7 protein-coding genes, 1 pseudogene and 1 CRISPR repeat array are annotated in these 14,280 nt (G+C 51.2%); of the genes and pseudogenes, 1 reads left to right on the top strand and 7 read right to left on the bottom strand.

Going from position 1 to position 14,280, the window contains the following annotated elements; genetic code table 11:
• Position 1: 1 nt before the first annotated feature.
• The 5 genes and pseudogenes from cas8c to E6C55_RS04950 all read right to left on the bottom strand — a co-directional run bounded on the left by cas8c (position 2) and on the right by E6C55_RS04950 (position 10,327).
• The gene (cas8c, locus tag E6C55_RS04970) at positions 2-1,771 is read right to left on the bottom strand and encodes a type I-C CRISPR-associated protein Cas8c/Csd1 (protein ID WP_211093523.1); all 1,770 of its coding nucleotides are present in this window, start codon (positions 1,769-1,771) and stop codon (positions 2-4) included.
• Positions 1,772-1,782: 11 nt separating this feature from the next.
• Positions 1,783-2,520: a type I-C CRISPR-associated protein Cas5c gene (gene cas5c / locus E6C55_RS04965; RefSeq protein ID WP_136368668.1), complete on the bottom strand. Its 738-nt coding sequence runs from the start codon at positions 2,518-2,520 to the stop codon at positions 1,783-1,785.
• A gap of 25 nt (positions 2,521-2,545) precedes the next feature.
• On the bottom strand, positions 2,546-4,759 hold the full coding sequence (gene cas3 / locus E6C55_RS04960) for a CRISPR-associated helicase Cas3' (RefSeq protein ID WP_136368667.1): 2,214 nt from the start codon (positions 4,757-4,759) through the stop codon (positions 2,546-2,548).
• A 325-nt stretch (positions 4,760-5,084) separates the two neighbouring features.
• Positions 5,085-6,448, bottom strand: a pseudogene (locus tag E6C55_RS04955) (CRISPR-associated endonuclease Cas3''); the annotation flags it as partial.
• Between the two features lie 320 nt (positions 6,449-6,768).
• Positions 6,769-8,914: direct repeats of the CRISPR family, unit length 32 nt; unit sequence ATTTCAATCCACGCATTCACGAGGAATGCGAC.
• A gap of 1,221 nt (positions 8,915-10,135) precedes the next feature.
• Positions 10,136-10,327: a hypothetical protein gene (locus tag E6C55_RS04950; protein ID WP_136368666.1), complete on the bottom strand. Its 192-nt coding sequence runs from the start codon at positions 10,325-10,327 to the stop codon at positions 10,136-10,138.
• A gap of 52 nt (positions 10,328-10,379) precedes the next feature.
• Between E6C55_RS04950 and E6C55_RS35315 the strand changes: the two genes are divergently transcribed.
• Positions 10,380-10,730: a hypothetical protein gene (locus E6C55_RS35315; protein ID WP_407923686.1), complete on the top strand. Its 351-nt coding sequence runs from the start codon at positions 10,380-10,382 to the stop codon at positions 10,728-10,730.
• Between the two features lie 1,640 nt (positions 10,731-12,370).
• Here E6C55_RS35315 and E6C55_RS04945 read toward each other — a convergent pair.
• Positions 12,371-13,294, bottom strand: coding sequence for a S66 peptidase family protein (locus E6C55_RS04945; RefSeq protein WP_136368665.1), 924 nt, complete (start codon positions 13,292-13,294; stop codon positions 12,371-12,373).
• A gap of 84 nt (positions 13,295-13,378) precedes the next feature.
• Positions 13,379-14,221 (bottom strand): hypothetical protein, encoded by an 843-nt coding sequence (locus E6C55_RS04940; protein ID WP_136368664.1) that lies wholly within the window; start codon positions 14,219-14,221, stop codon positions 13,379-13,381.
• Positions 14,222-14,280: the final 59 nt, after the last annotated feature.

The following is a 14,280-nucleotide window of genomic DNA, read 5'->3' as shown; positions in this document are numbered from 1 at the left end:
CTCAATCTTCCTCTCCGGTTTTATTTTGAAGACTTGCATCCGAATCTTCTTTCTTTTTAGAAGTAAAGAATTCTTGTCTTTGATGATAGTAACCAATAGCAAATAGTCCTTGCTCATTCAGGCTAAGATGAGCTGGAAACGCCTTAATCTTCCCCATAATCTCTCCGAGCAATCCTTCAAAAGTGACTACTCTTCCTTTCCTATCTATCTTCTTCAGATGATGATTTTTGAGCCTCAACAGGGTTGGTAAGACGATGTTAGGAGTCATGCAAGCCGATCCGTAGAATCGCTCCCTAATCGTAGCATTAAGTCCCGGGCTTGACTCTTCCTGGATCTTCTCCAGTGCAGCGAATAATCTGCCGATATGGTAAACCTCGGAAGGATGATTGGTATCCAATTCCCTCTCTACCTCCTTATAGGTTGAATCCGAATAGAAGCGATGGTAACGGTTCAGGTACGCTTTGATCAATGCGGCACGCACAGGCTTCACCCGTTTCTCCGGATCGCTGCGTATGCGACGCAGAACTGCCTGCAACAAGGTGATCGGGTACGGCGTCCCCTCCAGAATAGAATTCATAAATTGACCGGCAAGATTCGGTGGAATATTCTCGGTCTTATCTTGGATCGCAAGATTGACCAGAATTCTCCACACAGAGTAGAACTCTGGCTCTGTTGGCGGTTTCACGATCGCAAAGTCTTCGAAGTACTGCTTAATCCTGCCTGCGTGCTCCGCAACTGTACCCACTTGCCAGAAACGGATAGCTATCCTCGCCATATTAGGGGCAAGCCCCAAAATGTAAAATCGGGTTGTGCCACTATCCTCCGCATAGGCTCCAGTATGAATTGATTCTAACAACGCTTTGATTCTCTCCGTTCCCGCATCCGGAGAATCCTTCGCCGGCTCCTGAAAGAGAAAGGCAAAGTCATTCTCAAATCCATGCTGTCTCTCAGCCCAGAATACGACAGAAGCATCTCCTACGATCAGGCGTTGCTTCGAATTATCCAGCAATGCATTCAATGCTTTCACATATCGTGAAGCAACCGTTTTACCTATCGGCGCATTGAAATTTTGTGTTTTGGAATACGAATTAAAAGAATCCTTGTTAAAGCTGACGATGCTTGCCCCGGATGATTGCGTGTTCCTCACACCCTTGATTACCGGATGCGTCGCCTCCACCACGACATTTTGTTCACCTGTGACCAAGCAAGTCCCGAGTATCGTTTCGAAATTTTCCGAATTCAATCCGCGTTCAAGCGCAGCCGCAACGTCGGGAGCATATACAACAGACTGATATGGCGTTTGAAGAACTCGGAAAGTAACTTTAACCCTCCCCTCTTGCAAAATCTCTCCGTATTCAGGGTGACTCAAGGCTCGTTCAAAATGACATCGGTCCTCAAGCCCCTGTTGGAGAAAGCGGCGAACAGCCTGAATGCCTGGATCGTTCGTCGTTCCGAGCCATTGATCGATTGTTCGAATCATACTCTCCAGCTTTAAGGCTCCTTTATTCCCTAACCCAAACACAAATGCCGCATTGTCCCATAGGAGGTTCGCATCTGAACCGCTATTCGAATGCTTCAACGCTTGATTACCGATATTCGGCAGTCGAAAAGGATGGGAAATTGCCTTGTTGCCTGATCTTTCCCGCAGGTCGGCAATGCTGCATAAACGTCCTTCCAGGTCCAGCTCGAGTAAAAAGTCGATTCCTCCCTCGATCCAACCGTCGCCTGCGATGGAGCCCTCAGCAAGTTTCCGATCGTAATACTCGTTCAAGCCAAGTAATATCATCCCCTCACCTCAATCTCATGACGGTTCGTGCGGATCGTCCCTTGGTTCATTTGCGCTCGGAAGAACATCGCCGTCGGATTGTCCGCATCCCTGTCAAAATCCATATCATACAGCATGAAGCCTAAATCCCGTGTTTCACTTATCGGACTGGCTGTATCTTCGTCGGGTTGTTTAACAAGTCGAAAGTCGCAAGCAAATTCCCGACAACCTAAATACGGCCGATGGAAGCATTGTCCCTTCGATGCTCTTCTCTCGAACATCGCTGCGTATTTGGATGGATTCTCATCCATTCGAATAGCTTCGCTGCGTTCCTGCTCGTCCGCCCAACGCTCATCTCCAGTCGAACGAATGCCTTTTCGCTCGTTAGGAGGAATAAAATCGAAGTAGCCATACAGACGATATCGGACATCCCTTAAGAAAAGTCCGGCGCGCTGCAAACGTTCATCTTCTATCGATAACCCCATTGGCTCTCCGGGCAACCCTGCCATCTGTCTGGCTGTCGGAGCCGATGCAACTTTACCTACTTCGTTCCTGCGCACGCTTATCCATCGAATCGGATTCAGTACCTCGATTTGCGTAATGTGCCACCGAATGGCCGGCTTCCACAAGATTGATTCAAATATTGCTCTTGCCGCCGATGGGGTAATCACATCATAACTAACCCGTTCCACTTTCATCTCTGGACGTGTAAAGCAAGCATAATCCCCCCATACTTCCAAACACCAACTGTTCATCCTTATCACTCCTTTCCATTCGTACTTATTCAAGAAGCAGACCGATTTGCTTGGAATAGCCTCTTGTTGAAGACACCGCATAAATCTGCGGATACACTTCTTGAATAGCGCCTCGCTGTAGAAGAGCGTGAAACTGATCCTCGTAGACACTGACCGTATAACGCTGTAGCTTCCTTAGTAGCGATCGATTAGGACCTTTGGCGACTAACTTATCAATGAGCTGATTGCCCTCTTTATACCGAATCAGGATCGACCTTTGCTTGGAATCATCGATAAGTTTGAATTTACCGGCTGCGGTTCTGAAGGATATACTGCATTCTGGCGAGTCATTGCAACTCGGATTCAATAAAGCGGCAATGCCTTCTCGGTCAAGCGAATTAGCTCTCCAGTAAAGCTGTTCGTAGAAGGCAGTAAACGAAGAATGCCTTTGAGCTTCATAGGAACCATCGCTGAGACCGCCAATCATGCTTTTGGTAATCTCCGCCGCTTTGCGCAGGATTCCTGACGGAGCTTGCCGAGGCGGATTAAAGACGACCACTCTGCCTCTCTCTAAGTGTTCCCCTTCTCTATTGCAGCGACCAGCGGCTTGTTCGATAGAGTCCAGTCCGGCAAGAGCACGATAGACGACTGGAAAATCCAGGTCCACTCCCGCTTCGACTAATTGTGTACTAATTACGCGCACTGTTGAACGGTCCTTCGGCTTCAGCTTCCGTTTCACTTCATCGATAACGTCGCTTCGGTGCTGCCCGCACATCAATGCCGATAGATGGTAAGTCCCTTCCGGCATGAGAGCGTGCAGTTCACGGCAGCTCTTGCGATCGGATACAATACATAGAACTTGCTCATCCTGCTTTAGTTCTACGGCAATCTCGTCCCAGGTCGATTCTTTATGCACATCAACGGGAAGCTGAACGCGGTTCCGATCAAATGCTGGTGATTGGAAAAGTCTACGGACATCCTCCTCCGTTCCCATGATCTCCTTGATTTCTTGCAGTCCTTTGAACAGCTTCCCGTCGACCGTTCGTTCCTTAAAAGCAGGCTGCGTCGCGGTGGATATGACAAAGCTGACTTGATAACGGTCGACCAATAGTTGAATCGCTTCAAGAATTGGAGCCAGATATTCAACCGGAACCAACTGTGCCTCGTCCAGGACAATAACGGATTTGGCGAGATTGTGCAGCTTACGGCAACGGCTAGGCTTCGACGCGAATAGAGACTCGAAGAACTGTACGGAAGTGGTCACAATTAGCGGGGCATCGTAATTTTCAGCCGCCAGCCGGGATTGAACCGTTGCAATATCGTCAGCAATATTCGAATGATGCTCAACGACTTGATCATCTCCTACAGCCTTACGGAACACATTCGCCGTTTGCTCAACGATACTGGTGTACGGAATAACGTAGATAATACGCTCTAGTTCATGGAGCTTGGCATGCTGGAGGGCAAAGGCCAGACTGGATAACGTTTTGCCCCCTCCTGTTGGAACTGTAAGGGAGAAAATCCCCTGCTTTTCTTTCGACATCAACATACATTGCTGCCTGATTTGATTACGTATCTCGTTTACCTTTGTCTTCTCCGATTGCTCGTCCAGTTCGGTCATGTATAGATAGAATCGTTCGAGCAACTTGGATATCGAACTATATCCTCCCCTGACCAATGCTTTCGATGGATTCATGTAACGCTCCGTATCCAAGAAGTCCGCATCCACCAAGCAAGAGAACAACATTCTAATCCATAGGGATAAATCCAACCCATCTTTGAACTTCCATGGCGGACGTAAAGGCTTTGTACCACGCACACAATCGATCACCTTACTATCGATCTGGTCCAAGTCCTTTACCTGGCTCTTCCTGAACTGAAGGGAGGCCTGTCCCGCAGCGATGGACCAATCAGGCAACCCTGCATGATGACCGGCAATGCAATAAGCCATCATTCTCCCTATCCCTTTGCCAAATAAGTTCTCAACCAGTTCGGCACCATGAATTGCATGAGGAATCTTGCCCAATTTGCCTTCCATATGCGCTTCTTCATCATACCCACTTTTCGTAATAAGGTACTTTTGCCATAATGCTCTTCCTTTGCCCGCATCATGAGCCAATCCGATCGCGTTACCCCATTCCCCAGAATCGAACTTGGATGCGAAGCGCTCCGCCAAATCTCCCGTATCAACCAAATGTTTCAATAAATCATGAGGAGAAGCCCAACTGCCTTCAGCGGATCTAACGACATGTGCGAACATGATTTGGCCCTCCTTGCCAACCAGTCTTTAATCCCTCATATTCCTATCTGATCCTCAGTTAACATTTTATAACATAAATTAAATTTGTTCAATACATATATTAATTATGTGAACTTTAATTAATAGCTCTTCTATTTTCCTGTTCCCCCTAAGGCCCACTACGCTCCTTCTTTCGTCTCTACTGCCTATTCCTTGGTTGTGCTATAATGAAATTCGCTCTTGCGACAACTGCGTGTTGCAGAGAGCGTGGATTGAAAAACATAGTTAATTAGATGCATTAGAGTCGACAGAGGCTTCCCTCATGGGAGGCCTCTGTCTCATCCTCCTCGACGAATGCCGCAAGCTTGTCCGTACTGAACCTCTCGCCGGAGGCTCGGTCAATCATCTCCACCCGCTTGAACGCTTCTGTCACCTGATCCAGATTCTCGACAATCTCGGCTTCCTTCGGAATGTCCAGCTTCTGCTCGACGAAGTCCAGCGCGGGCTGCGTCGCCGTGCACAGAATGAGACTGGAATGGGCGAAGCCGCTCAAGAAGTTGAGAGCCTGATTGAACAGCGACACGCACGACACCGGAACCTTCTGCACCTCGTCGAAGACGATGACCGCTTCGCTCAGATTGTGCATTCTTCGGGCGTTGCGGCTCCCCTTGGCGTAGAACACATTCAGGAATTGAACCATCGTTGTGAAAATAATCGGGCTATCCCAGCTATCCTTCGCCAGCTTCAACTTCTGTCAAAGGCTCGCGTGAATGGCACCACGTAGACGATTCTCTTCTTCTTGTATTGGATCGCATGGCGGAGACCATAGCGAAGACTCGCCAACGTTTTGCCGCCGCCGGTCGGAATGGACAACAAGCAGATGCCGGACGGACTCTCGGCGACCTGCTCGCAGCGGTCTGACATCTCGCGACGAAGAAGGTTGATCCGCGAACCGGAGTCCTCTGAGTTACGGTAGGAGTCGAGTCTGGCCATCAGCTTGTCGTAGTAGGACGAGAAGAGAGCCTCGCGATTCGATTCCTTATTCGCTTCGCGTGCCTCCTCCTCCTCGACAACGTTGTCCTCGAACCGTCTCGTGTCCGTCCGATCCGCATCAATAAGAGCGCTGTAGATGAACCTGCTCAGGAACATCGTTCTCGTCAATTTGTTCTGTGTCGAAGGCAGCGCTAAGAAACGATCCAGCTCGGATGCCGCCTTTTCCACGTAACGGTCGAGTTCCTCATCACTCATGATGTCCTCATGGAATCGTTGTATCGCTTGTTCAAGACCCGGAAGATCCTCTGCCTTGTCTCTTACCCGTCTCAAGTAAGGAGTCTCCGATCTTTCATCCACGTAGTCTTGCAGGCTCGGAGAGTGGTGCGAGATGATCGCATTGCCGACGATCTCGGCCAGCACATACTTCGGTCCCAGCTTCCCATGATACCTCTTGTAGAGCAGCACCCCGCCGGCCGTTGAATGGTCGACACTTCCCCGCTTGGGAGGCGAATCGGGATTCCTTACCGCTTCATGCAAATACTCTTGAAACTCGTCCGAATACTTGCCCAGATCGTGGAGCAGACCGGCGAGACCGGTGACATGCGGAATGCCCAGCTTGCTGCCCGATCGCTCAGCCAGACGCTTAACGCCCAGCGAATGTTCCTTAACCGTCTGCTCTCCCCCGTCGCTCTCTCTTATGTGTGCTATGTAGACCATTTTCGACCTCCTTGTCGACGTTTCTACTTAATATAACACCCCAAATCGGCACAAGGTTGTCAGCGAATGGATGTTCGGAGCAAAAAAATTTGCGCCTCTCTTCCGAAGAAGGAGGCGCAATGCGTAAAACCAAGAAAGGTGATGCAAGTTACCTCAGCCCGCCATCAACTTCAAACCACATCCTTTGGATGCGACGCGCAAGCGGACGCGACGAAAAGCCCCCTCCAGGATAGAACTTCTCGATTCTATTCCATGTGCCCACGAGGGATACGACGAGCATCGCCGCCGTCTGAATGTCGGCCACTGTCGGCCACTTCCCTATTTCAATGCGCGCATTCGCGGGGAATGCGACCGGTTGCCTGACCTTTGCTACGCTGACTGTCCAATTTCAATCCACGCATTCACGAGGAATGCGACCGATCCGTCCAGGCGGCTGTCGTTGAGCGTCAGCATTTCAATCCACGCATTCACGAGGAATGCGACGACTTCTACATGGGCGACGCAACGGGGCGCATTTTATTTCAATCCACGCATTCACGAGGAATGCGACTACGCATTCGTCGCAACGGCGTCGAGTTCACCTCATTTCAATCCACGCATTCACGAGGAATGCGACTCGTCATCATGGAGTCAAAAATCGCGACAGTCGAATTTCAATCCACGCATTCACGAGGAATGCGACTGTCTTGATGGGCGCTGTGCCAGCCACGGATATATTTCAATCCACGCATTCACGAGGAATGCGACGGGATATCGGAAAAACTAGACCTTTGCATTTATTATTTCAATCCACGCATTCACGAGGAATGCGACTGAGATAACTGAGACAAAAATTAACATTTTTATATTTCAATCCACGCATTCACGAGGAATGCGACCAGCCACTTGATGAAGTGACTCAAGTTGATGTTTATTTCAATCCACGCATTCACGAGGAATGCGACTATTCGCCCCGGTTATCCGGGTGCGTGGATTGGGATAATTTCAATCCACGCATTCACGAGGAATGCGACATCCAGATATCCCCGTCGACCCCGCCGGATGGGATTTCAATCCACGCATTCACGAGGAATGCGACCGGGTCGGGGAGTGTCCTCACGGCGGCCGAAGCCATTTCAATCCACGCATTCACGAGGAATGCGACGCGCCTGATTGCTGAGGATATCCGCGCATTCTTGCAGATTTCAATCCACGCATTCACGAGGAATGCGACTGCGAGCCATTCGGCTCCGACGAGTTCGATGGAATTTCAATCCACGCATTCACGAGGAATGCGACGACGAATCCTCTTCGTGGGCACTCAACGCGACATTTCAATCCACGCATTCACGAGGAATGCGACGATGACCCCGTTAGCCTCAAACACCTCTTCCAGCAATTTCAATCCACGCATTCACGAGGAATGCGACCGAGATTCTTCCGCGAGTCTTCGAAGCCGCCGAAATTTCAATCCACGCATTCACGAGGAATGCGACTCGAGCGAGATACGATCTCATGGACAGCCAATTATTTCAATCCACGCATTCACGAGGAATGCGACTACGGCGCAGGCAGGTACGCCCAAGGAGTCACAGATTTCAATCCACGCATTCACGAGGAATGCGACGTTCAGATTGTCCACGCCGGTCAGCTTCTTGGCATTTCAATCCACGCATTCACGAGGAATGCGACTGAGGGAGATGCCGTGGGACTGATCAGGGAAAAATTTCAATCCACGCATTCACGAGGAATGCGACAAGATACATTATGTAATGGAGTGTGAAACAAAATATTTCAATCCACGCATTCACGAGGAATGCGACGTCGAGAGGTCGACATCTAAAATAACGGTTTAACAATTTCAATCCACGCATTCACGAGGAATGCGACTCTTTCTGAGCTCCGGCTGGACGTGCTCATTGTGATTTCAATCCACGCATTCACGAGGAATGCGACGCGATGATAGCGTTGGTTGCGCAGACGTTGAAGATTTCAATCCACACATTCACGAGGAATGCGACGGCGCGACGATCCTCATGATCGACGATCTGATCAAATTTCAATCCACGCATTCACGAGGAATGCGACTTGATCTCTCATCGCGTGTGTGAGACGCGTAGAATTTCAATCCACGCATTCACGAGGAATGCGACCGGAAACACTCTTCGCGGCAGCGAAGGCGAGACTCGAATTTCAATCCACGCATTCACGAGGAATGCGACAATCCTTAATTGACTTCCTGGAGCAGTATTGGCAATTTCAATCCACGCATTCACGAGGAATGCGACGAACAAGTTGGTGAAAAAGCTGCCCACCCATCCGAATTTCAATCCACGCATTCACGAGGAATGCGACCTCTCCGAGCTTGCCGAAGCCGTAGGCAATAAGAATTTCAATCCACGCATTCACGAGGAATGCGACTACCGTTGTCGTAGAGAGATTGAAAGTCACACAGATTTCAATCCACGCATTCACGAGGAATGCGACAGCGATTTGAAGCCGGAAGAAGGCTACTTTCCTTCTCTAAGCGACTAATCACAAATATTCAAGCACTCAATCACAGATTACCACAAGCATTCAATACCAAACAATCATTTCCATAATCATTTTAAGGTGCGAATCTCCCAGGGAAATCATGTGAGCTTCCCATTCGCACCAAAAAGTTCCGTATTTCCCTCGCCGTTTCTAATTGAATATAGCACCATAAATCGACCCAAGTTTATTAACCATTGGATGTTCAGAGTAAAAAATCCCCACTTTTCTTCCAAAGAGAAGGAAGCAGCACAATGCGCAAACAATCTCGACTTTAGTCTGCATCTACTAACAAAAACTTCCTGCATATTAGGATCGTTCATCTCAATTCTACCCCGATACGGGAAGCCAAGAAGGGTGCCTACCTTTATTCATAGTTCATCGTAAAGTGCCAGCCCATAATAAATCAAATCTTGCGAGATAGATCCAACAATGTCCTGCAAGTCTCTATAAGCTGTTAGTGTCTATAGGCGTCCCAGACAAGCCCTCGATAGATTTCAACCAACTTCCCCCTCACGGGATGCGACCTTGAGAACGTCTTTGTCGTCCTGCAAATAGGCATTTCAATCCACGCACCCTCGTGGGATGCGACTTGACCAGGATCAGCGGCGCCATCGCATACAACGCATTTCAATCCACGCACCCTCGTGGGATGCGACAGCAATTCGAAGCCACACGGAGCCTGATTCGCCTCTCTAGGCCATTAATCGCAAATATTCAAAACCCAATTGCAGACTGTCACAGACATTCAATAATAAACAGCCATTTCTAGCAGCCTTCCGAGGTGCGAATTCCCCGGGAGAATTATGTGAACTTCCCATTCGTACCTTGGGATACTTGGAATGAAAATGTGCCCTCTTCCAAAAGTAAAAGGCGCAATGCATAAAGAAATATTGTTTTATTTCTCATTCCTTAACTCTCTTGCCCCATGGACTATTGTCTTTATTATCATATTATCGTTATGTATCTGATACATCAGCCTTTACCTATGAACAAAAACTTCCCGCAAATTAGGATCGCCCATCTCTGGAACAATTCTGCCTCAATGCGGGAATTCAAGAAGGATATCGACTTTATTCATAATATCATCGTAAAATACCATGCCATAATAAATCGAATCTTGCGAGATAAATTCAACAATGCTCTGCAAATCTCTATAAGCTGTTACTGTCCATATTATTGATTGTTCTTTTTCAGCCACTTGTCCATCCTCGCTTTAACTTCATCATTCATCAGCAAGTGCCCTTCCTCAATATCTTTTTGCCCCTTTTCAATTTTAGATCGTACATAAAGAGTATACTGGATATCTTCAATTGAACAATCCTCAGGAAGCTTATCAATCATTTGCTTAACATCGTCTTTAAGCATATTGGAATCACCTCATTCACGCGGAATCAATCAGAGTTGGTGCGAACTTTTCATGCATCACATCGCCTCCTTCCCCCTGATCTCAACTCAGTCCACGCACCCCTCATGGGATGCGACGGCGGTGCTTGGAGAGCTCAACTGGGACACCCACATTTCAATCCACGCACCCCTCACGGGATGCGACGCGCTACGCCACGGCATGCTGCCGAAGAAGATTGATTTCAATCCACGCACCCCTCACGGGATGCGACAGAACGAACAGCTGCAAGAGAAGCTAGAAAAGGAATTTCAATCCACGCACCCCTCACGGGATGCGACCCGAGACTTTGATTGCCCGGACGACTCCGAGGCCATTTCAATCCACGCACCCCTCACGGGATGCGACGAGGCCGATCATGCCTAACGATCCAAGGATAGAATTTCAATCCACGCACCCCTCACGGGATGCGACTTGCGAAGCTCTCGAAGTAAGCATTATCCCGAAAATCATTTCAATCCACGCACCCCTCACGGGATGCGACTCCAACAAGTTCCGCATCCTGGAGAGCATCTCCCATTTCAATCCACGCACCCCTCACGGGATGCGACGGTCCGCCGACTCGACAGCCTCGTCTACCACGCGATTTCAATCCACGCACCCCTCACGGGATGCGACGACCAACCCCAGTCAAGATCACGTCCGTAACCGATTTCAATCCACGCACCCCTCACGGGATGCGACGGTATCCCTTACAGCAAGGCCCAACAGCTCGAATGATTTCAATCCACGCACCCCTCACGGGATGCGACCAGTCCTGAGCAATTCCTACGGATTGTTTCACGTGATTTCAATCCACGCACCCCTCACGGGATGCGACGAGATGTTCTCTCCCTTCTCGAGTTTCGCGATCTTCATTTCAATCCACGCACCCCTCACGGGATGCGACGTTCGATCCTGAAGTCCTTCACCGGCAAGATCCGATTTCAATCCACGCACCCCTCACGGGATGCGACCATATCGGCGAGGACATTCCATCGCCGGAGGGTAATTTCAATCCACGCACCCCTCACGGGATGCGACTTGGACTGCTAGAAGTTCTCCCTCGCGTAATTGATTTCAATCCACGCACCCCTCACGGGATACGACAGCGATTCGAGGCCGCAAGGAGTAACTTTTCTCCACACATGACCACTAATCGCGACTATTCAAACACTCATCCACAGATTACCACACATATTCAATACTAAACAATCATTTCCAGCATCATTCCGAGGTGCGAATCCCCCGGGAAAATCATGTGAGCTTCCCATTCGCACCATCAAATAAGTCGAATCAGGAACTTCTATGGACTATCAGCGAGGATAACTTGATCTCACTCTCACGAATTATATGTGGTTTTTCATATACAATCCCTGCTGTAGGCCCTTTTTGGCGGAATGTATGTGGTTTTTAGCATAAAAATAGTCGGCGGGGGTGGACAAGCGGCGAATATATGTGGTTTTTAGCATAAAACGGTCATTGGGAGCCGTTTGCCGAGGGATTGAATGTGGTTTTTCATATTCGTGATCTGCCAGCGAGATGAAGGGGGGCTTCGAACTCGCTCGACCCGGCGAGCCTCGCGCAATATATGTGGTTTTTCATATACAATCGGCGCCAGCGGCCCTTTTTCGCGGAATGTATGTGATTTTTAGCATAAAAACGGTTGGCGGAGGCGGGCAAGCGGCGAATATATGTGGTTTTTAGCATAAAATGGGCCGCAAGCGGGTCTGCGCGGTAATTGTATGTGGTTTTTAGCATAAAATCGGTCAACCGGGCACCGGGGACAGCTCCGGGCCGCGAGATCGCGCGAGATACAATCAGCCAGCGGGCGGCATCGAGCACATCGAGCGTATCGCACGCGGCGCACGGCGAATGCAGGCGATTTGGCAGTTGCCGCCTAGTCCCGGCCCGCCACACCCGCCACATCCCCCATCCCCATCCCCATCCCCATCCCGCCATACTCGCCCTGCTCCCCGTCCTCTGCGTCCCCACGTCCCCCCTTTCCCCCACTCCGCCGCACGCCCTCAACAAACCGCCGACTCGAGAAGAGTCAAGCGCCCGGCCGAGGCGTCCAGGTGGACGAACGCGCCGATGGGCAGCGCCGCTTTGTAGATTCCGTGGCCGGACGCGATGCCGGTGACGAGCGGCTTGCGCAGCGGGACCATGAACTCCTCGATCAGGTCGTCGTATGTCTTCCCGTACGCGTCCGTGCAGTTCGTGCATTCGCCCATGACGATGCCCGCCACATCGCGGAACTTGCCGGCCAGCTTGAGCTGCTCCAGGTAGCGGTAGGCCGTGTTGATCGGCTCATGCGTCTCCTCGAGCAGCAGCACCTTGCCGCAGGTGTCGATCTCGTAGGGTGTGCCGAGCGAGCCGACCAACGAGGTAAGGTTGCCGCCGACGAGCGGACCGAACGCGATGCCGGGCACTCGTCCCTTCAGCGGGGGCATCTCCGGGGGATTCAGGATGGGGCGCGGGACGGACGGGGAAGACGCAGCGGCAAAAAATTGTTCGAAATTATAAGCCGGGGTGTCCGGCTTGAAGTCGATCAGCAGCAGGCTGTGGAGCGTGATGAGACCGGAGTATTGGGCGATGGCGTTCAGCAGCACCGTGATGTCGCTGTAGCCGCTGAGCAGCTTCGGGCATCGGCGAATGAGGCCGAAGTCCAGATACGGGAGAATGCCCTCGACGCCGACTCCGCCGCGCGACGGCAGAATGAGGCGCACCCGCGGATCGGCGAACATCGCCATCAAATCCCCGGCGCGCTCCCGCTCGCTCCCCGCCAGGAAGCCGTTCTGGTCGAACACATGCCTGCCGACAACCGTCTTGAAGCCCATGCCTTCCACATACCGGATTCGTTCGCGAATGACGTCGGCATCGAGCGGACTTCCGAGCGTCACTATTCCGATTGTGTCTCCCCTCCGCAGCGCGGGCGATTGGATCGCCATCCCTTCGCCTCCTCCCGGGCAGCGTTCCGCACGCCGTCCTACCTGACTATATGTCGGGCGCGGCGCGGCTTATGCTCCCCGGGCTCACTTCCCGCTTCTTCTCCGCTTGCGGGCGCGAACGATCAGCGCGGTGCCTCCTCCTATTGCGACGAACAGCACGGGAACGCCGACAAGCAGCACATTGCGGATATTCGGCACGCTTAAGCTAAGCTCGAAGCGATTCGGCTCGGAGAAGGAGAACGGCCAGACAAGCGTGCGGCCGCCTTCTTCCGTGCGAGGGGCGTTGTTCGCTCCCGGCTTGAGCGGGAACGTCACCTTGAGATCGAAGTCGAGCTGACTCAGCACGAGCTTCTTCACGAGCGGCGAAAGCGAAGAGAGCTTGTCCGCCAAGCTCCCGGCATCGTCCTCTCCCGCTCCCTCATCCGTCTCTGCCTTCCCCTCGCCTTCCCCCGACTCCGCAGCGCTCCCGCCGCTTCCGGCTCCGCCCATCAGCTTGTCGGTATCGACCGTCAGTTCAACCTCATAAGTGGTATATAAAAAATGCTGCACCGAACGATGCTCGACCTCAATCCCTTCCGGCAGATCGATCGGCTCGCTCTTCATCTCCTTCAGGTCGAGATGGCGCGTTCCCTCCAATACGTGCTGCCCGTCCTTCTCGTACGATTGGAACGTCATCCGGTCTCCCGCGATTCGTCCCGCGAGCTCCTGCAACAGCTCGGGCCGGCCGATCAGGTCGAGCGCCTTGTTCGAGACGGCCAGATTGAGGGCCAGATCGGCGGTCGCGTTCATGTTGATCGTCAGGTGAGCCTCCCCCTTCACACAGGAGGTCAACGCCACCGTACAAGCCAGAAGCAGCGCGGTCAGCAACGCCCTTCGCTTCCACCCCCTCCCGCTCCTGCGATTCTCCTGCTCCCTAAACTTCTTCATAAGGTCATCTCCGCTCTCCGCTTCTCTCTGTAAACTCTCTCTATCTTTGTACTGCAAGA

Origin of the sequence: Cohnella fermenti (assembly GCF_004801405.1) — a bacterium.
Classification (GTDB): Bacteria; Bacillota; Bacilli; order Paenibacillales; family Paenibacillaceae; genus Cohnella; species Cohnella fermenti.
This window is presented reverse-complemented; position numbering and strand designations above follow the sequence as displayed.

Coding starts and splice junctions, on each gene's coding strand:
- cas3 (WP_136368667.1), bottom strand. CDS start 4,759: ATGTTCGCACATGTCGTTAGATCCGCTGAAGGCAGTTGGGCTTCTCCT.
- E6C55_RS04950 (WP_136368666.1), bottom strand. CDS start 10,327: ATGCTTAAAGACGATGTTAAGCAAATGATTGATAAGCTTCCTGAGGAT.
- E6C55_RS04940 (WP_136368664.1), bottom strand. CDS start 14,221: ATGAAGAAGTTTAGGGAGCAGGAGAATCGCAGGAGCGGGAGGGGGTGG.
- E6C55_RS35315 (WP_407923686.1), top strand. CDS start 10,380: ATGCATCACATCGCCTCCTTCCCCCTGATCTCAACTCAGTCCACGCAC.
- cas5c (WP_136368668.1), bottom strand. CDS start 2,520: ATGAACAGTTGGTGTTTGGAAGTATGGGGGGATTATGCTTGCTTTACA.
- E6C55_RS04945 (WP_136368665.1), bottom strand. CDS start 13,294: ATGGCGATCCAATCGCCCGCGCTGCGGAGGGGAGACACAATCGGAATA.